The sequence below is a fragment of the Caballeronia sp. ATUFL_F1_KS4A genome (assembly GCF_023630905.1).
Classification (GTDB): domain Bacteria; phylum Pseudomonadota; class Gammaproteobacteria; order Burkholderiales; family Burkholderiaceae; genus Caballeronia; species Caballeronia zhejiangensis.
The window spans coordinates 254409-272952 of the sequence record NZ_JALQEB010000034.1; the positions used below are offsets into that span (position 1 = coordinate 254409).

The following is an 18544-nucleotide window of genomic DNA, read 5'->3' on the forward strand; positions in this document are numbered from 1 at the left end:
CAGCGAACCGGCGCATCGCATCCAGAAACCACGGAGATAAAAACTCATGCAAACCGAAGTGAAACCCGACGAACAAGTCATCGCCTATCAGTTGCCGCAAGTGCCGTACATGTCGAAGGACCTCGTGCACGGCGGCGTCATGACCGACTGGCTCGAAGACGACAACCTGTGGGTGCCCGCGACCGAAACCGTGTCGTTCAAGCCGCTCATTCTCAACGCGAGCCAGGGCTATTACGTGAATCTGCTGCGGGTGCGCTGCAGCGGCGTGATCTCGCGGCATCGTCATAGCGGCGCCGTTCATGCGATGGTGCTCAAGGGCCGCTGGTACTACCTCGAACACGACTGGGTCGCGGAGCAAGGCGGCTATGCGTTCGAGCCCGCGGGCGAAACGCACACGCTCTTCGTGCCCGAAGACGTGCCCGAGATGATTACCTGGTTCCATGTCACGGGCGGCTATACCTATGTCGATCCGCAAGGCGTCGCGCAGGGTTACGAAGACGTCTTCACGAAGATCGAGGCGGCGCGCCGGCACTATGCGTCGATCGGTCTGCCCGCCGATTACATCGAATCCATCATCCGATGAACGCCATGACATCCACTCTTCCCGCATCGATGCAATACGTCGACCACGGCGCGGGCGGCGCGCCCGACTGCATGCGGCTCGCGCAGGGACCGCTGCCCTCGCCCGGCCCGAACGACGTGTTGATCGAAGTCGCCTACGCAGGCGTGAACCGTCCCGACGTGCTGCAACGCTCGGGTTCGTATCCGCCGCCGCCGGGCGCATCGCCGCATCTGGGACTCGAGGTGTCGGGGCGCATCGTCGCAACGGGCGCGGAGGTCACGCAATGGCGCGCCGGCGATGAAGTCTGCGCGCTCGTGCCCGGCGGCGGCTACGCGCAATACTGCATCACGGATGCATCGCATTGTCTGCCGCTGCCGAAAGGTTTCACGCTGCTGCAGGCCGCGGCCTTGCCCGAAACGTACTTCACCGTCTGGACCAACGTGTTCGAGCGCGGCCGCCTGCAGGCGGGCGAAACGTTTCTCGTGCACGGCGGATCGAGCGGCATCGGACTGACGGCGATCCAGCTCGCGCACGCATTCGGCGCGCGCGTCATCACGACCGTCGGCAATGCGGAAAAAGCGCAGGCCTGTCGCGAAGCGGGCGCGGATCATACGATCAACTACCGCGACGAAGATTTCGTCGATGCCATCGCGACTCTCACCGATGGAAAAGGCGTCGACATCATCCTCGACATGGTCGGCGGCGATTACATCGCGCGCAATATCCGCGCGCTCGCGCTCGAAGGCCGGCTCGTGCAGATCGCGTTTCTCGAAGGCAGCCGCATCGAACTGGATGCCATGCCGATCATGCTACGCCGTCTCACCTTTACCGGATCGACTCTGCGCGCGCGCGGCATCGAACAGAAAGCGGCGATCGCGAAAGCGCTGCACGCGCACGTCTGGCCGCTGCTCGAAGCGGGCCGCGCGCTGCCCGTGATTCATCGCGTGCTGCCGCTCGCCGACGTCGCGGCCGCGCACGCGCTGATGGAATCGAGCAGGCATATCGGCAAAATCATGCTAAAAGTGGGAGACCAATAACGTGCGGCACGACAAGCGTGTGGTCCTGGTGACGGGTGGCAGCGGCGGCATCGGCGAGGCGCTCGTCGAGCGCTATGCGCGCGATGGCGCGGCCGTCGGCATCGTCGATGTCAACGAAGAAACAGGCGCGGCGCTCGCAAGACGTCTCGCCGATGCGGGCCTGCGCGTGCATTTCGCCCATGCCGACGTCGGCGATTTCGCCGCGTGCGAAGCCGCGTGCCGTGCGATCGAGGCCGCGCTCGGTCCGGTCGATACGCTCGTCAACAACGCGGGCATTTCGCCGAAACACGCGGGCAAGCCGATGCCCGTCTGGCAGATGTCGCCCGACGAATGGCGCCGCGTGATGGACGTGAACGTGAACAGCGTCTTCAACTTCTGCCGCATTCTTGCGCCGGGCATGGTGGAGCGGCGCTTCGGACGCATCGTGTCGATGTCGTCGGTGGCGGGCAAGGCGTACCTCGACATCGTCGCCGCGCATTACAGCACGACGAAAGCCGCGCTGATCGGCATGACGCGGCATCTCGCGGGGGAGCTCGGGCCGCACGGCATCACGGTGAACGCGATCGCGCCGGGGCGCATCGATACGCCGCTCGTTCGCGGCGTCGCGCGGGAGGCCAACGAAAAGGTCGCGCAAGAAACGCCGTTGCGGCGGCTCGGCGCGCCCGACGAAGTGGCATCGACGTGCCTGTTCCTCACATCCGATGAAGCCGCGTTCGTCACCGGCCAGGTGATCGACGTGGCCGGCGGATGGCTGATGACATGACGACGAACGCGCCGTTGAGAACCATCGGCTTTCCGGGGCGATACACGCAAGGGCCGGGCGCGTTGTCCGCGCTCGGATCGACGCTCGCGGAACTCGGCGCGCGACGCGCGTTCGTGCTCGTCGATGGCGCGGTCATCGATCGCGTGTCGGCGCAAGTCACGCGATCGATCGAAGACGCGCACATCGTCACGTTTCCCGGCGAATGCACGGCCGCGGTCATCGCGAAGCTGAGCGACGATGCGCGCGAACTCAACGCGGATGCCGTCGTGGCCATCGGCGGCGGCAAGACGATCGACTCGGCGAAAGGCGTCGCCCGGGCGCTGAACGTGCCGATCGTGATCGCGCCGTCCGCCGCTTCGAGCGATGCGCCGACGAGCCGCCTCATCATCCTGTACGACGACGCGCATCGCGTCGCGGGCATCGACATGTTGCCGCGCAATCCGGACGCGGTGATCGTCGATACCGCGCTGATCGCCGCCGCGCCCGCGCGTCTCTTCGCGGCCGGCATCGGCGATGCGCTCAGCAAGAAGTACGAAGCCGCGCAATGCCAACGCGCCGATGGCCTGAACTCGTACGGCACGCCGCCGCTGCCGGGCGCGCTGCTGCTCACGCGCGCGACGCTCGCGATCCTGCTCGAAGACGGCGCGCGCGCCTACGCCGACATCCGGCGCGGCGAACTCACCGATGCCGTCGAACGCGTGATCGAAGCGACCGTGCTGTTGAGCGGCGTCGGCTTCGAGAGCGGCGGCCTGTCGCTCGCGCATGCGCTGATCCGCGGACTCACGGCGATTCCCGCGATGGCCTCGATGATGCACGGCGAACTGGTCGCCTTCGGCACGCTTGTACAATTGTTCGTCGAAGATACATCGCCCGAAGAGATCGAACCGTTGGCCACGCTCATGACCGCAACCGGATTGCCGCTCACGCTCGCAGAACTGGGGCAGCACGCCCCGCTTACATCGGCACAGCAAACGCTCATCGCAAACGCCACGCTCGCCACGCGCTATAGCCGGCACATGTCGCCGCCGCTGACGGCTGCGCAGCTGATCGAAGGCATCGCCCGCGCCGATGCCTATGGACGCGCGCGCAGCCCATCATGAAACCCACGCGCGCTACGCTCGCGGATGTCGCGCGGCTGGCGGGCGTCTCGCTCGGCAGCGCGTCGCGCGCGTTGTCCGTGCCGGATCAGGTCAAGCCGCAAACGCTCGCCAATGTGCAGCGCGCGGTCGAACAGCTCGGCTACGTGCGCAACGGCGCGGCGCAGGCGCTTGCCTCGCGCAAGACGCGCACGGTCGCGGCCATCTATCCCACGCTCAACAACCCCATTTACGCCGATTCGATTCAGGCGCTTCAGCAGACGTTATGGGGTTATGGGTATCAGTTGCTGATCGCGAGTCACGAATACAAACCGGCGCGCGAACTCGAATTGCTCCGTGCGATTCTGGAACGCGGCGTCGACGGGCTCGTGCTCGTCGGCACCGATCATCCGCCTGAAGTTTTCGAACTCACGCGCCTGTACGCGTTGCCTTATGTTCTGACGTGGTCGGTGGATGAAACGCAGTATCCGCATTGCGTGGGCTTTTCCAATTTCGACGCGGCTTACCGGCTGGCGAAACGCATCGTCGGATTCGGGCATCGGCATGTGGCGATGTGCGGCGGCTCGACCTTCGGCAACGAACGCGTGCGCGCACGGCAGGCCGGCACGCGCGCCGCGCTCAGGGAAGCGGGATTGGATCTGAGACCCGAATGGATCGTCGAAGCGCCGTTCACCTTTGAAGGCGGCAGGCAGGCGCTGCGCGAACTGTGGGACGGCGAAGCGCGGCCCAGCGTGGTCATCTGCGGCACCGATCTACAGGCAATCGGTCTGCTGGACGAATGCCGCGCGAAGGGCATTCGGGTTCCCGACGATCTTTCGGTAACGGGCTTCGACGATATCGAACAGGCGCGGCTCACCCAGCCGCCGCTCACGACGGTACGCGTTCCGTCGCTGGAGATCGGCACGCGCGCCGCGCGGCATCTCATGGCGCTGATCGACGGCAAGGACGGCGATAACGAGCTCGTGCTCGATGCGCCCGTCGTGGAACGCGGCACGCTGGCCAAACCCGCGGCCTGAACGCATCGTTCCGATGTTTAGTTTCATCGCCCGCGATGCGTCGTAGGCCCGCTCTTTGCTCGTTATCGTGACACCCCACATTCCGAAAAGGAGTTCACGATGCCGCGCCAACCCTCCACCCAGCCGACGACCACCGCCCCGTCCGGCACCGCCCGCAGCCAGGACGCGATTCAGGTGCTGACCGACGATCATCGCGCCGTGCAAAAGCTGTTCGACGCGTTCGAGAAAGCGGAGAAAGACGATCTCGACGCGAAAGCCACGCTCGTGCGCCGCGCCTGCGAAGAACTGACGGTTCACGCGATGATCGAAGAAGAGTTGTTGTACCCGGCCGCGCAGGAAGCGCTGGACGAAGACGACCGGCCGGATGTCGAAGAGGCTTACGTCGAGCACTATCTCGTCAAGGTGCTGATCGAGAAGTTCACGCAGCTGAAGCCGTCCGACAAGGGTTTCGACGCCACGTTCAAGGTGCTGTCCGAAATGGTGAATCACCATATCGAAGAAGAAGAATCGGAACTGTTTCCGAAATTGCGCAAGTCCGGAGCCGATCTGGACGCGCTCGGCAGCAAGCTGATGCAGCGCAAGGAACAGCTCGAAGCGAAAATCCCGAAGGACGCAGGCGATAACACGATGCGCCTGCATTGACGCTCTTGAGCGCGCACCGGAGCCGAATCATGAAAAACCCCTGGGCGAAGAAGAACCCTTTCCTCAGCATGTGGCTTTCCGGTGCGAACGCGGTCATCGGGGCGACGCGCGGCCGCGCGACTGCGCAAGCGAAACGGCAAGCGTCGACTCTCTTGACGGCCGCGCTCACGCCGCCGCGCAAGCCGAAGAAGCGGCGCGCGCGGCGTTGAACACCATTCATCCGCGAACGATCATTCGCGCAGCGCGTTGAGCAGATCGCCGAACGCCCGGTGAGTCGACGCGCTCAATCCCGCGCCGACCGCCGTCTGCACCGTGCGACGCAAGCCAAGAATCGCGACACCCACCAGCGCGAGCGCGATGAGTTCCGCATTGGGCGTGCGCAGAAACCATGGCGCGGGACGGGCACTCGCCGGCAGTGCGCGGCGCGGCGCACGCGCGATTCGCATCGGTTCGTCGGCCATATGCGCGGCGATCAGCTCCGCGCGCGATTCCGCCATGCGCGCGAGCACGACGCTCTGAGCTTCGGCGTGCTTCATTGCGTCGCCTCCTTGATGGCATCGACGTCGCGGCGCAACTCGCTGCGCAGCAACTGGAACGGCTCGGCCGGCTTGCGCGACATCATCACGATGACCGCGATCACCGCGACCGCGAGCCACGCAGCCGCGACGCACCACGCCGTCAGCACGAGATGCGGCGTGCCGACAGCCGTCACGATCACAGCGATCGATACGAACGACAGCGTGAACAGCGCGCCGATCGCGAGCGCGACCAGCGCGACGACTTCATGCAGCACGCGCTTCTTGGTTTCAGCGAGTTCGATCGGAATCAACTCGCCGTAGTCGACGAGGCGTCTCGTGCAGAAATGGCCGACCCTGCGCCAGTTGGCGATTTTTCTCTGAATTGTCATCGTTACTTCTCCGGCGAGTTTTTGTCGAAACGGAGTGTTACGGATGACCAACAGCAGTGTGCATGCCAGCGCAACGCAACTTCATCGTGTCCGCTTGGCCGCGGTCTTGGCGTGAGCGCGCGCGAGACGCCGCGCGATGTCGGCGGCCGCGCCGTCGTCGGTCCGCGCCGGAGCTTCGCCGCCCTGCTTTTCCGATGCGAGTTGCAAATAAGCGGCGGCCAGCTTGCGCAGTTCTTCCTCCGTTGCATCTTCGATACCGATCAGCTGATTGCTCGCCGTGCGATGCGACGCGAGCAACTCGTTGAGCTTCAGATGCATCGCCACGCTGTCCTTGTTCGCGCTCTGCTGAATCAGGAACACCATCAGAAACGTGATGATGGTCGTGCCCGTGTTGATGACGAGTTGCCACCCGTCCGAAAACTTGAATAGCGGTCCGGATATCAGCCAGACCACGATGCAAATGACCGCCAGCCCGAACGCGACCGGCGAGCCGGCCCATCTCGTGACTGCGCTTGCGAAAGCATCGAACGCGCGAGTGACGGGATGTGCGTTCGCATAGGCCGGGCTGGACGTGTTGGGCACCGTGTCCAGCGGCGCCGCGTCGGAAATCTGGTCTCTGTCGTTCATGTTTCTCCCCTGCATACTGCAAAAGAAAGGTTCGAGCTACCGTGCCTTTCGATGGACGCGTCGTGCCTTCCCGGAAATGCGTCGTCCGTATCGTTTTTTTCTTGTTGTTTCGACCGTCTGGCGGACGACGCACGCTTCGACCTGCCATCGCGCGCGTCTTCCGTCTGATGAAAAGCGTCGCTTACTTGAGTTCGTCCGGCACCTTGCCGCCGTTTTCCGCGAGCTTCTGCATGACCTGCTTATGAAGCCAGATATTCATTGCAGCGGAATCTTCCGTGTTGCCCGAGTAGTGCAGTTCCGCAGCCAGTTCCTTGCGCGCGGACAGGCTGCTGTCCAGACCGAGCAGCTTCATCAGATCGACGATCGACGTGCGCCAGTTGAGCTGCTCGCCGTGATTCGCCTGCATCTTCGTCAGCACGGCCTCGACGTCCACTTCCTGCATCGGCGCGGCGGCTTGTGCGGCCGGTTGTGCGGGCGTGGACGCGGCGGTGGACGTCGTCGGCGCGGCGGCAGCGCCTCCGGCCGGCGCTGCGGCCTGACCCGCAGCCGTGCCCGTGCCGGTGCTCGCCGGTGCGCTGTCGTGGTGGAAGATCTTGTTCAGGATATTGGAAAAAATACTCATGGCCCCTCCTTCAGAAGTGAGTTCACGAACGATGCAAGTCCCGTGCCGCTACCGCCGCGCATGCGATGCGGAATAACGCTTGCTGATCGCATGTCGTGCCGGAGCGAGCACGATAACGCGTCTTTCCCCACCACCACAGCAGAGCTGCAAAGCCGCCAAGGAGTCACCGTGGATATGCCTTCCTGTTCCCCTTCCATCACGACGATGATCCGCATGGATCACACGCATGTCATGGCGGCGTTTCATCGCTATCACGCGGAGACATCGTGGTGGAGAAAGCGCGCGATCGTCGAGCTTGCGTGTACTGCACTTGAAATTCACGCGCAACTGGAGGAAGAAATCTTTTATCCCGCGTTGAGCGAGGCAATGGCAGGCGACGAGCGTCTCGCCAAAAGCAAGCCCGAGCACGACCAGATGCGCGAAGACATCGCGAAGCTGCGCGCGATGGGTCCGCAGGACGCAGCCTACGACGCGCGTTTCATGCAGCTCATGCGTGAAGTGATGCATCACGTCGCCGATGAGGAAACCGTCTTGCTGCCCACTGCCGAACGCTCGCTCGCTTCACAGTTGTCGGAACTTGGTGCGCGCATGACGAAGCGCCGCATGCAACTCGTCGCACAGAGTCGTCCGTCTGCGATTGCGGCGAATACGTTCGGAACGTTTCCGCTCGCATCGCTCGCCGTGATGTCCCTTGGCGCGCTTGCGATCGCGCATTGCTTGCGGCCCGCTTCCGCGCGCCGCATCCGTCGATCTGCATGATTCAGTGTTCGCGCGGCGCGCCGTTGACTTCGACGATGAACACCGGAATCGACTTCGCGCCGGGCACCTTGCTTTCCTTCGCGCAATGCCATAGCGGGAGCAACGGATTGCACTCGGGGTAATAACCCGCGATGCATCCTTCCGGTATGTCATACGGATGTATGCGCAGGCCCGCCACACGCCGATCGAAACCATCATCGGCAATGGTGCGCAGCGTGATGCGGTCATCTTTCTTCAGGCCGTGTCGCGCCATGTCGGCTTCGCACATGAAGATCACCATGCGATCGCCCTTGACGCCGCGAAAGCGATCGTCGTGGCTATAGATCGTCGTGTTGAACTGACTGTCGCTGCGCAGCGTCATGAGGCGCAGCGAATCGGGTTCGCGTTCGGGCATGTCCGGGTCTTCGCCGAGCGTTTCCGGCACGAAGAATTCCGCCTTGCCGCTCTTCGTCTGCCACTTGCGTTCGCGCGCGGGCAGAGCGCGAGGAAAACCGCCGGGCGTCCACATTCTTTCGTTGAAGTCGTGAAAGCTCTCGGGATACGTCTTCGCGATTTCATCGCGTACCAGCGCATAGTCGTTGCGCCAGCGATCCCAGTCGATGGTCGATCGCTCGCCGAGCGTATGCTTCGCCAGTTCCGCGACGATATACGGCTCCGAGCGCGCATCCGGCGACGCGGGCTCCGCGACGCCGCGCGAACCGTGAATGCAGCCGGTGCTGTCTTCCATCGTGACAGCCTGCGCGCCGCTCGCTTGCGTATCGATCTCAATGCGGCTCAGACACGGCAGAATGTACGACTTCTCGCCATGCACGAGATGACTGCGATTGAGCTTTGTCGCGACATTGACGGTGAGCTTCAGACCGCGCCACGCCGGTTCGATGCGCATGCGGTCGGGCACCGAACGCACGAGGTTGCCGCCAAGATTGATGACCGCGCTGACCTTGCCATCGAGCATGGCTTCGAACGCTTCGACGATATTCATGCCCTTCTCGCGCGGCGGCTCGAAACCGAACTGGCTCGCGAGCTTGTCGAGCGGCGCGAGCTCCGGCTTCTCGGTGATGCCGACCGTGCGCTGCCCCTGCACGTTCGAATGCCCGCGCACCGGCGACGGTCCCGCGCCCGGCTTGCCGACATTGCCGCGCAGAAAGAGCAGATTGCACAGCATGCGTACGTTCTGCACGCCCTGCCTGTGCTGCGTGATGCCCATGCCGTAGTGGGCCATCACTGCGTTCGCGCGCATGTATTCCTCGGCGGCGGCTTCCATGTCAGCGCGCGGCAGTCCCGCCACGCGCTCGATATCGTCCCACGATGCAGCGCGCACGTAATTCGCGAAGGCTTCGAAGCCCACGGTATGCGTTTCGATGAAATCGACATCGAGTACGCGCGGTTCGTTCGCTTCCTTCGCGCGGTCGTCGGCGTGAATGACGGCCTTGCAGATGCCGAGCAACGCAGCGGTATCGCCGCCCGTTTTCAGCTGATGATATTGCGTGCTGATGAGCGTATGCGCGGGCGTCATCATCTCGACGGGCGACTGCGGGTTGGCGAACTTCAGCAGTCCCGGCTCGCGCAGCGGATTGAACGTGATGATCGGCACGCCGCGCTTTCTTGCTTCCTGCAGCTGATGCAGCATGCGCGGGCTGTTGGTCCCGACGTTCTGTCCGAGGAAGAACATGAGGTCGGTCTTCTCGAAGTCCTCGAGCCTGACGGTGCCGACGCCCACGCCGATCGCTTCCTTCAGTCCGACGCTCGTGCTTTCATGGCACATGTTCGAACTGTCGGGCAGATTGTTGGTGCCGTACATGCGCGCGAAAAGCTGATACATGTACGACGTTTCCAGCGATGCTCTGCCCGATGCATAGAACACGACGCTTTTCGGATCGAGCGCGCGCAGTTCGCGGCCGATGTCCTCGAAGGCTTCCTGCCACGAGACGCTCACGTACTTGTCGGTGGCCGCGTCGTAACGCAGCGGCGCGGTGAGACGTCCCGCGTCCTCGAGATCGTGGTCATGCCACGCGCATAGCTGCGTCACCGTATGAAGCTCGAAGAACTGCGGCGTCATGCGCTTCGCCGTCAGATCCCATGCGGTTGCTTTCGCGCCGCTTTCACAAAACTCGAAGGTGTGCGGATCGGCGGGCTTGGCCCACGAACAGCTCACGCACGCGAAGCCTTCGGGCTTGTTCTGCTTCATGAGCACGGTGCTCGCCTTGAGCGGCACCTTCTCGTGAACGAGCGCGCCGGTGACGGCTTTGAGCGAACCCCAACCGCCCGACGAATAGGGATAAGCGTCGTTCTTGCGAACGGCATTGTCTGATTCGGCCATGTCTTTGCCTCGCGCGTTGTGCATTTATCTGCATGTATTTGCCTGATGCGCGAGCAATTGCCGTTCCTTTCTGATTGCTTAAGCGAACGCAGTTCCCTGGCCGCAATTCAGCGCGCCGTGCAAAGATGCGCGTTGATCTGCACGGGCGGCGCATCGTCATCGAATGGCTTCTGCCGCTCGAAGCTTTCGATCACGCCGGGCCTGAAGACGAGGCAATACGTGGAACCTCCGTATTGGAAGTAGCCGAGCTCTTCGCCCTTGCGCACGCGCTGGCCCGGCAACGCCTCGATCATGCATGACGACACTTCCGCCATGCCGACGAACACGCACGCAACCTCGCCGATGTCCGGATCGTCGCAATCGATGACGATGACCGCGCGCGCCGCGACCGCAGTGATATAGCCTTGCGAATCGTTGAGGCTGCCGGGATCTTCGCCTTCCGAGTCGGCATCCGAGAAGTAGGTGCCGTCGACGAGATATGCCTTCACGATCGTGCCGCTCACCGGCGCATGCCAGCGATGATAGAAAAACGCGCTTAGAAAGGCCTGATACACCGTGCCACCGACGAATCGCTTCGCGAGTTGCGCTTCTTTCGCCGTGAACATGTCCATCAGCGAATAAGGCTGCGACTTGATCCAGAACGAGTCTTCCAGTTGCACATCGTCCTGGACGTTATAGGGCGAAGCCTCGCACGCACTGACGATGATCTTGGCGTTATCCGGCTCTGCAACAGGCCGCGCGCCAGGCTTGAATTCGCGCGTGAAGAAATGATTCCACGACGCGAAGCCCCAATACGGCTTATGCGGATCGCAGAGAAACTGGTGCAGTCCGATCTTGCTATCGGCCTCTTTGCTGAACCAGCCATCGGACGCGTCGGTGTTCAGATGCGTGCGCGAATACGGTCCGCTGAGAAAGCCGGACCACACGTTCAGCACGCGCTTCAGATGCGCGTTGAATGCGGGATCGCGAAAGAGCGCATAGCCCGACGGCATGACCATCGGCCAGTCTAGCAATGCGTTGATGGGGCAATGGATCAGGCTCGATTCGCTGAACGGCGGCGCGTACGTCAGCATCGCATCGAGCAATACGATGAATTCGTCGATGCTCGCATAACCGAGCTTGAATCCGGCTTCATGCGCCTGACGGATCGCGCGCGTGAAGTCCATGCGCACGACCGGATCGTCGTGGATGAAAGCCGCCATCTCTTCGATGACGCTGTTGCGTTTCGTTCTGCCCGCGCGCTGCCGGGCGTACTCGGCGAATGTCTCGCGAAAGCGCGCGATCGCCTGCTCTTCGCGCGGGAGCCATTCGCCCAGTCTGTGGCGCTGATTCGTCGCCATTGTCGTCTCCGATCGATGTACCGATCGAAGACGGCCAGCAGTTTGTATGCCTCCCTTACTTCTGCACGCCCGGCCGCAGCGCCGCGACGTCGCGCCCTTCGCGAGGCGTCATGCGAGCGAGGAACACGACGCCCGCAGCGAGAATCGACATCACGGCGAGGCCTGTCAGGCCGCCCTGAATCGAACCCGTCTTTTGCTCGAGAAAGCCGAAGGTGGCCGGCGCGACGAAGCCGCCCAGATTGCCGATCGAATTGATCAGCGCAAGCACGGGCGCGGCGATGCGTGCATCGAGATAGCCTTGCGGAATCGGCCAGAACAGCGACGATGCAGCCTTGAACCCGATAGCGGCAAAGCAGATTGCAACGAACGAGAACACCGGACTGCCCTGGCCCGCTGCGTACATGCCGGCGGCCGCGATGAGCAACACGCACGCGACCCATGCCTGCTGAAACTTGAAGCGCGCCGCGAGCGCCGCGAACAGATACATCGCGACGATGGAAATGAGCCACGGAATCGAGTTGAACAATCCGACCTGGAAATCGTTCAGGTGCCCCATCTTGCGGATGATGCTCGGCAGCCAGAACGTCGCGCCATAGATCGTCAGCGACACAGAGAAATAGATCAGGCAGAAGATCAGGATCTGCGGATCGCGCATCAGGCTCCACGACGACGGCGTCTTCACATGCGCGGCGTCGCGGCGGCGCTGCTCGTCTTCGATCTCCGTGACGATCGCGTCCTGCTCGGCGCGCGTGAGCCACTTTGCATCGCGCGGCTTCGAATCGAGCCAGAACCAGACGAAGCCGGCGAGCACGACCGACGCCATGCCTTCGATGATGAACATCCACTGCCAGCCGCGCAGGCCCGCGCCTTCGATCAGCATCAGCCCGCCCGAGATCGGGCCGGAGAACACGGAAGCGAGCGCGGAACCGCTCAGGAAGACGGCCATCGCCTTGCCGCGTTCATCGCGCGGCAGCCATTGCGTGAAATAGAACACGACGCCCGGAAAGAAGCCCGCTTCGGCCGCGCCGAGCAAGAGACGCATCGCATAGAACGAGGTCTCGCCCTGCACGAAGGCCATGCCCACGGCCGCGAGTCCCCACGTAATCATGATGCGCGTGAGCCACGCTTTTGCGCCGAAGCGCTGCATCAGCATGTTCGACGGCACTTCGAACACGGCATAGCTCACGAAGAACAGGCCCGCGCCGAGGCCATAAGCGGCCGCGCCGATGCCGAGGTCCGCGCTCAAATGCTGACGCACGAATCCGATGTTCACCCGGTCGATGTAATTGACGATGAACATCACGACGAAAAGCGGCAGCACATGCCACTTGATCTTGCGAACGGCGCTCGACAGCGCGCTGGAACTGCTCATGAGGGTGTCTCCTTGAATGCCTTGTGTTGTTGTTCTATGGCTCAGAAGCGCGGATTCTTGCCTGAGAATTCCGGCTGATATTTGCGCATCTGCGAAAGGTCGTCGCGATTGCGCACGCCGCACGTCTTGTACTGCTCGTGCAATTCGGCGAGCTTCTCGCGATCGAGCTCGACACCGAGACCGGGCGTCGTCGGCACGCGCACCGCGCCGTTATCGAACTTCACGCGGCCGCCCTTGATGACTTCCTCTTCCTGCCACGGGTAGTGCGTGTCGCATGCGTAGGTGAGGTTCGGCACACTCGCGGCGACATGCGTCATCGCCATGAGGCTGATGCCGAGGTGCGAGTTCGAATGCATCGACATGCCGAAGCCCCAGAGCTTCGCCATGCGCGCGAGTGTCTGCGTGGCGCGCAGGCCGCCCCAGTAGTGATGATCCGAAAGCAGCACCTTGATCGAGCCCATGTTGCAGCCGCGGCGGAAGTCGTCCATCGTCGTGATGACCATGTTGGTCGCGAGCGGCAGTTTCGTGTGCTTCTGCAGTTCGGCCATGCCTTCAAGGCCGGGGCACGGATCCTCGTAGTATTCGAGAATTTCATCGAGCTGCGGCGCGGCCTCGATGCTGGTTTCGAGCGTCCAGTTCGCGTTCGGATCGAGACGCAGCGGCATGCCCGGGAACGCCTTCGCGAGCGCCTGCATGCACGCAATTTCATGCGCCGGCTCGAACACGCCGCCCTTCAGCTTGATGCTCTGGAAACCGTAGAGGTCGATCATGCGCTGCGCCTGCGCGACGATCTGCTCCGGGCTGATGCCCTCGCCCCACGCATCGGGCGCATACGGCTTGTCGATGTGCTCGGCGTACTTGAAAAACAGATACGCGCTGTAGGGCACGGCGTCGCGCACCTTGCCGCCGAGCAAGTCCACGACCGGCGCGCCGACGATCTGGCCTTGCAGATCGAGCATCGCCACTTCGAGCGTGCTGATGACCTTGGGCGCGTTTTTCGCGGCGTGCGAGCCGGGCGCGAGTTCGAATTCGACCGCGCCGGGCGTCGCGGTGATCGTCGCGCGCACGCGTTCTTCCATCACATTCAGATCGAAAGGAGACAGGCCGATGACGAGCTCCTTCGCCTGATCGAGCACCCGCAGCATCGGCTCGTCGCCGTAAGTCTCCGAGATGCCGACGCGTCCGTCGCTCGTCTCCAGTTCGACGATCGCGCGCAACGCCCACGGTTCGTGGATGCCCGCGGCGTTGAGCAACGGACCATCGCGGAATGCGATCGGCGTGATTCGAATCTGGGTGATGGCGATATCGCGGGTCATGTCGGGCGTTCCGAAAATTAATGGAATGGCCGAATGGTAAAGCACTAATATATTAGTGTGTCAGTCGGGTAAACGCCGACCCGCCAACGGCTTACTCATCGGGCATGGGCGCGGCTATAGTACTAATGTTTCAGTCGCTTTCCTTTCAATCCGAAATGAATAATTCCGCTTCCGTGCATCGCCTGGACCGTTCTCGTCATGCCGCGCCGCAGGTGTTCGAGCGGCTGCGCGACATGATCCTGTCGCTCGAATTGGAACCGGGCACGGTGCTGTCGCGCACCGAACTCGCGACGCGCTACGGCCTGAGCCAGACGCCGGTGCGCGACGCGCTGATGAAGCTCGGCGAAGAAGGACTGGTCGATATTTTTCCGCAGCACGCGACGGTCGTAAGCCAGATCAGCGTGGCATCGGCGATGCAGGCGCACTTTCTGCGTCGCTCGATCGAACTGGAAATCGTGCGCACGCTCGCGCGGGAGCATAAGGCGTCGCTGATCGCGCGGCTGCGCGCGACGATCGCGGAACAGATGGAATGGATGGAGCCGCAGGACGTCGAGCAGTTCTCAGCGCTCGATCAGGCGTTTCATCGGCAGATGTATGAAGCCGCGGGCGTGCCGCAGTTGTGGGATCTCGTGCGCAGACTCAGCGGGCATATCGACCGGTTGCGGCGGCTGCATCTGCCGGTCGAGGGCAAGACGATGGCCGTGGTGCGCGACCACACGGAAATCGTCGATGCCATCGAAAAAGGCGATGCCGATGCCGCCGATGCCGCGTTGCGCAAGCATCTTTCCGGCACGCTCAGTCAGGTGGACGAGATCCGCACGCGCCACCCGACCTTCGTCACGGATCACTGATGTTCAAACGCCGTGCGCGCTCAGGCGCGCCGAATACCAGCGCGAAAACTGCTCCACGTAGCTTTCCGTGAACGGCGAGAACACCGCTGGCCGATACGCCGGATCCTGCGTGCCTTCGTGCGTGATTTCGACGAGATGCTTGTCCTGCGCGTTCGTCGCGACCCACACTTCCGTCAGATCCTGAAGCTGATAATCGACGCCTTCGACGGCATCCGCGTGCACGAGCCATTTCGAACGCACGAGCGTTTTATCCGGCGCGAGCGGGATGATGTACGAAATCACCGCATGATCGCTCATGACGTGCGTCCATGAGTTGTGCGTCCAGAGATGCGTGTCGCCGAGATCGCGGCGCTGCAGATTGCCGAGCAGCTTCTGGCTCGCGACCTTCGTGCTGATCGTCTGCGATTCGCCGTAGCCCGCGATCACGAGTTGTTGCGTCCGGAATTGCGTGACCGCGTCTTCGTCCAGCCATTCGACGGTCGCGCTCGTGAAGCCGTCGTTCTCCCAACTCGCCTGACACGCCGCGTTCCGTTTTTTATAGGCTTCGATTTCGAGCAGCGATTCTTCGCTGAGGTTCTCCGGACAGAAACCGAAATCCTCCGGCAAAAACGAGGCAGTGAGTTCCGGATGCGTCGCGGCGCAGTGATAGCACTCGCGATTGTTCTCGATCACGAGCTTCCAGTTGCCGTTCTCGATGATCTCCGATTCGAACGCGATCTTCGTGTTCGTGAGGTCGTAGGGCGCGAAGCGCGGCGCCATCGTGTCTTCGAGCTTCGCGATGTCCGCCGGCGGCTCGTCGGCGAGGCACACGAAAATATGTGTCCCGACGATCCGCGTATGCACCGGCAACAAACTGCGGCACTTCGCGTCGAAATCCTTGCCCATGTGCGCGGCGTGGCGCAGGCTGCCGTCGAGATCGTAAGTCCATTGGTGATACGGGCAGACCAGCATGCCGACGGTCGATTTCCCCGGTTCCTTCAGGCGCGCGCCGCGATGCCGGCAGACGTTCCGATAAGTGCGGATGTTCTCGTCGTCATCCCGAACGATGATGATCGAAGCACGGCCGATATCGACGGTCGACACATCGCCCGGCTCGGGCACGTCCGCCGTCACGCCGACCAGCATCCAGTGCTTCTGGAAGAAGACCTCGACGTCCGTCTCGAACACGTCCTGCCGTCCGAACAGCTCGCCGGGCAAGCCATGCCCGGGCTCGCGGCTGCGGATCAGTTCGCCATGCGTCTTCATTTGCACTTCGGACATCGTCGCTCTCCAACGTTCAGGGTATCGGGACTTCGAATGGTCCCGCCATATTCCGAGTATTGGATCGCTGAAAAATAGCGTCAATGCGCTTTATTTTCGGTGTCGCATGACTTTGGTTTATGCGAGCGCGCCGTCGCGCAGCCATTCGATCAGACCGCCGATGGCAGGCGTGAAAGCGCGGCCATGCGGCACCACGGCGAAGTACGAATCGGTCGGCCTGAACGATGCCACTTCCAGCCTGACGAGATCCCCGCTCTCGATAAAATCCTGAACGAGCCGGCCCCATCCGAGCGCGACGCCCTGGCCGTAGCGCGCGGCCTGAATCGCATCGGTATAGAGGCTGCAACGCAGCGCGAAGTTCAGGCGCATCGGCCGGCATCCGAGCGCGTGGAACCACTCTTCCCAGCCCATCCAGCCTTCGGTCGTCGAATCCGACTCGACGAGCACCGCGCCAGCCAGTTCGTCGAGCGTCGCGGGCGCGGGCTGCTTTTCGAGCCATGAAGGCGCGCAGACCGGAAACACCTCCTCGTCGAACAGCAAAGTCGCCGTGCCGTCCGGCCACAGCCCGTTGCCGAAGCGCACGGCGACGTCGATTTCCTTGTGCCGCAAGTCGGCCGTGAACATCTGCGTCGACAGCCGCAGCTGCAGGTCGGGCTGCAACGCCTTGAGCGACGCAAGCCGCGGCAGCAGTCGAAAATGCGAAAACGCGGATGTCGCCGCGAGCACGAGTTCCTGCTGAACGGGCCCGCGCGCGAGGCGATCGAACACGCTCGCGATCTTCTGCATCGATTCCGCGACGACGCGATACAGCGCCTCGCCTTCGTCGGTCAGTTCGATCGCGCGATGCAGACGGCGAAATAGCCGCGTGCCGAGCGTCTCTTCGAGAAAGCGCACCTGCCGGCTCACGGCGGCCTGCGTAACGCCCAGTTCATGCGCCGCGAGCGTGAAGCTGCCGAGCCGCGCGACGGCCTCGAACTCCACCAGCGCCGTCACCGACGGAATGAGCCGCCGATAACCCTTCGTTTTTTCGGTTGCCGGTTTCATGCGGCGCTCATAGAACGGCCTTCGATTCGGCGGCGGGCCATCCCTGCATCATCGTGCCGATTTCCTCGTCGAGCCATTGGCGAAACTGAATGTATTCCGGGCGTGCTTTCGCGTTGCGATGCGTGATGATGTAGTGATGACGATCGTGGAACACCAGCGCATCGTCGACGGGACGCACCAGCTTTTTCTGCTCCACCTGACGATGCACGAGGTGATGCCAGCCGAGCAAGGTGCCCTCGCCCGCTTCGGCCTGAGCCACAAGCAGGCGATAGTCGTTGCTTTCGAAATCGTCGTGCTGATCGAGCCGCTCGGAACCGTCGCCTTGCTGATACCAGTTTTTCCACACGCGCCAGTCGACGTGCTCGCACACCTGCGCGCGCCCGAGCAGCGACAGGCTCAGCGTCGGATGCGCGAGCAGATCGAGCGGCTTTAGCGCACGGCCATGAAAATAGCGCTCGAAAAACGGAACGCTACATACCGGATAAACGATGTCGTGAAAAAGCGGCTCGACTTCGTACTCCGCTTCGCGCGGCGGATTCTTCGTGATGATGACATCCGGCTCCATCAGATCGTCGAGCTCCATGAAGTGCTCGGTCACCATCACATGCAGGCGGATGTTCGGAAAACGCTGGCGAAACGCGGGTAATCGGAACGAGAGCCAGAGCGCCGAAAACGTATGAGAGATGCAGAGCGTGAGCGCATGCCGGTCGACGCGCCGCACCGCCTGCGCCGCCTCCGCGATGTTCATGATCGACAGATACGACGCGTTGTAGAGAATGCGGCCGGCGTCGGTCAGCGCGATGTGCCTGCCGGTGCGCTCGAAGAGCGCGACCTCCAGCGTGTCCTCCAGCTCCTTGATCTGCCGGCTGACGGCCGCCTGCGTGACGCACAGCACTTCGGCGGCTTGCGTGAAGCTCTCGTAACGCGCCGCGGTGACGAAGCACCGAAGCGCGCGCAGCGACGGCATCTGGGCGAGAAGCCTGTCCGCGAACTGCTGTTTCTTCTGCAT

The 18544-nt window shown here is 62.8% G+C and carries 20 protein-coding genes; 9 read left to right on the forward strand and 11 right to left on the reverse strand.

What is annotated here, in order from left to right:
- The first annotated feature begins 46 nt into the window (after nt 1-46).
- The 7 genes from NCS03_RS21635 to NCS03_RS21665 all read left to right on the forward strand — a co-directional run bounded on the left by NCS03_RS21635 (nt 47) and on the right by NCS03_RS21665 (nt 5326).
- Entirely contained in the window at nt 47-583 is a 537-nt protein-coding gene (locus NCS03_RS21635; RefSeq protein WP_250529756.1) for a 2,4'-dihydroxyacetophenone dioxygenase family protein, read from the forward strand.
- Entirely contained in the window at nt 580-1599 is a 1020-nt protein-coding gene (locus NCS03_RS21640) for an NAD(P)H-quinone oxidoreductase (protein ID WP_008348200.1), read from the forward strand. Before NCS03_RS21635 ends, NCS03_RS21640 begins: the two co-directional genes overlap by 4 nt.
- A gap of 1 nt (nt 1600) precedes the next feature.
- The gene (locus NCS03_RS21645; RefSeq protein ID WP_239294834.1) at nt 1601-2362 is read left to right on the forward strand and encodes an SDR family oxidoreductase; all 762 of its coding nucleotides are present in this window, start codon (nt 1601-1603) and stop codon (nt 2360-2362) included.
- Nucleotides 2359-3462 carry a glycerol dehydrogenase gene (locus NCS03_RS21650; RefSeq protein ID WP_250529757.1) on the forward strand — a complete coding sequence of 368 codons (1104 nt, stop codon included), beginning with the start codon at nt 2359-2361 and terminating at the stop codon, nt 3460-3462. The genes NCS03_RS21645 and NCS03_RS21650 overlap by 4 nt, the downstream gene beginning before the upstream one ends.
- On the forward strand, nt 3459-4475 hold the full coding sequence (locus NCS03_RS21655; protein WP_033536211.1) for a LacI family DNA-binding transcriptional regulator: 1017 nt from the start codon (nt 3459-3461) through the stop codon (nt 4473-4475). The genes NCS03_RS21650 and NCS03_RS21655 overlap by 4 nt, the downstream gene beginning before the upstream one ends.
- A gap of 99 nt (nt 4476-4574) precedes the next feature.
- Nucleotides 4575-5117 carry a hemerythrin domain-containing protein gene (locus NCS03_RS21660; RefSeq protein WP_250457388.1) on the forward strand — a complete coding sequence of 181 codons (543 nt, stop codon included), beginning with the start codon at nt 4575-4577 and terminating at the stop codon, nt 5115-5117.
- Between the two features lie 29 nt (nt 5118-5146).
- Nucleotides 5147-5326 (forward strand): hypothetical protein, encoded by a 180-nt coding sequence (locus NCS03_RS21665; RefSeq protein WP_250457387.1) that lies wholly within the window; start codon nt 5147-5149, stop codon nt 5324-5326.
- Between the two features lie 21 nt (nt 5327-5347).
- Here the strand turns inward: NCS03_RS21665 and NCS03_RS21670 are convergent, their stop codons facing one another.
- The 4 genes from NCS03_RS21670 to NCS03_RS21685 form a co-directional block, all read right to left on the reverse strand.
- Nucleotides 5348-5653: a hypothetical protein gene (locus NCS03_RS21670; protein ID WP_008348212.1), complete on the reverse strand. Its 306-nt coding sequence runs from the start codon at nt 5651-5653 to the stop codon at nt 5348-5350.
- Nucleotides 5650-6024 carry a phage holin family protein gene (locus NCS03_RS21675; protein ID WP_008348214.1) on the reverse strand — a complete coding sequence of 125 codons (375 nt, stop codon included), beginning with the start codon at nt 6022-6024 and terminating at the stop codon, nt 5650-5652. The genes NCS03_RS21670 and NCS03_RS21675 overlap by 4 nt, the downstream gene beginning before the upstream one ends.
- Before the next feature lie 81 nt (nt 6025-6105).
- Nucleotides 6106-6651: a low affinity iron permease family protein gene (locus NCS03_RS21680; RefSeq protein WP_008348216.1), complete on the reverse strand. Its 546-nt coding sequence runs from the start codon at nt 6649-6651 to the stop codon at nt 6106-6108.
- 181 nt (nt 6652-6832) lie between these two features.
- The gene (locus NCS03_RS21685) at nt 6833-7273 is read right to left on the reverse strand and encodes a DUF3597 domain-containing protein (RefSeq protein WP_034470889.1); all 441 of its coding nucleotides are present in this window, start codon (nt 7271-7273) and stop codon (nt 6833-6835) included.
- A 174-nt stretch (nt 7274-7447) separates the two neighbouring features.
- On the opposite strand from NCS03_RS21685, the gene NCS03_RS21690 reads away from it, so the two are divergent.
- Complete coding sequence (locus tag NCS03_RS21690; protein ID WP_250529758.1) at nt 7448-8032, forward strand: hemerythrin domain-containing protein; 585 nt, start codon at nt 7448-7450, stop codon at nt 8030-8032.
- 1 nt (nt 8033) lies between these two features.
- Here NCS03_RS21690 and NCS03_RS21695 read toward each other — a convergent pair whose 3' ends face one another.
- The 4 genes from NCS03_RS21695 to NCS03_RS21710 all read right to left on the reverse strand — a co-directional run bounded on the left by NCS03_RS21695 (nt 8034) and on the right by NCS03_RS21710 (nt 14380).
- Nucleotides 8034-10352, reverse strand: a complete 2319-nt coding sequence (locus NCS03_RS21695; RefSeq protein ID WP_250529759.1) for an FdhF/YdeP family oxidoreductase — start codon at nt 10350-10352, stop codon at nt 8034-8036.
- Between the two features lie 107 nt (nt 10353-10459).
- Complete coding sequence (locus tag NCS03_RS21700; RefSeq protein ID WP_250529760.1) at nt 10460-11692, reverse strand: phosphatidylserine decarboxylase family protein; 1233 nt, start codon at nt 11690-11692, stop codon at nt 10460-10462.
- A gap of 55 nt (nt 11693-11747) precedes the next feature.
- Nucleotides 11748-13064, reverse strand: coding sequence for an MFS transporter (locus NCS03_RS21705; protein WP_250436614.1), 1317 nt, complete (start codon nt 13062-13064; stop codon nt 11748-11750).
- A gap of 41 nt (nt 13065-13105) precedes the next feature.
- Complete coding sequence (locus NCS03_RS21710) at nt 13106-14380, reverse strand: glucarate dehydratase family protein (RefSeq protein WP_008348230.1); 1275 nt, start codon at nt 14378-14380, stop codon at nt 13106-13108.
- 155 nt (nt 14381-14535) lie between these two features.
- On the opposite strand from NCS03_RS21710, the gene NCS03_RS21715 reads away from it, so the two are divergent.
- Nucleotides 14536-15231, forward strand: coding sequence for a GntR family transcriptional regulator (locus NCS03_RS21715; RefSeq protein ID WP_033536277.1), 696 nt, complete (start codon nt 14536-14538; stop codon nt 15229-15231).
- Between the two features lie 3 nt (nt 15232-15234).
- Here the strand turns inward: NCS03_RS21715 and NCS03_RS21720 are convergent, their stop codons facing one another.
- The 3 genes from NCS03_RS21720 to NCS03_RS21730 all read right to left on the reverse strand — a co-directional run bounded on the left by NCS03_RS21720 (nt 15235) and on the right by NCS03_RS21730 (nt 18544).
- A complete protein-coding gene (locus NCS03_RS21720; RefSeq protein WP_250436619.1) occupies nt 15235-16491 on the reverse strand; it encodes an aromatic ring-hydroxylating oxygenase subunit alpha in 1257 nt (418 codons plus the stop codon).
- A gap of 117 nt (nt 16492-16608) precedes the next feature.
- The gene (locus NCS03_RS21725) at nt 16609-17535 is read right to left on the reverse strand and encodes a LysR substrate-binding domain-containing protein (protein ID WP_250521956.1); all 927 of its coding nucleotides are present in this window, start codon (nt 17533-17535) and stop codon (nt 16609-16611) included.
- A 7-nt stretch (nt 17536-17542) separates the two neighbouring features.
- Nucleotides 17543-18544, reverse strand: coding sequence for a LysR family transcriptional regulator (locus NCS03_RS21730; RefSeq protein WP_008348237.1), 1002 nt, complete (start codon nt 18542-18544; stop codon nt 17543-17545).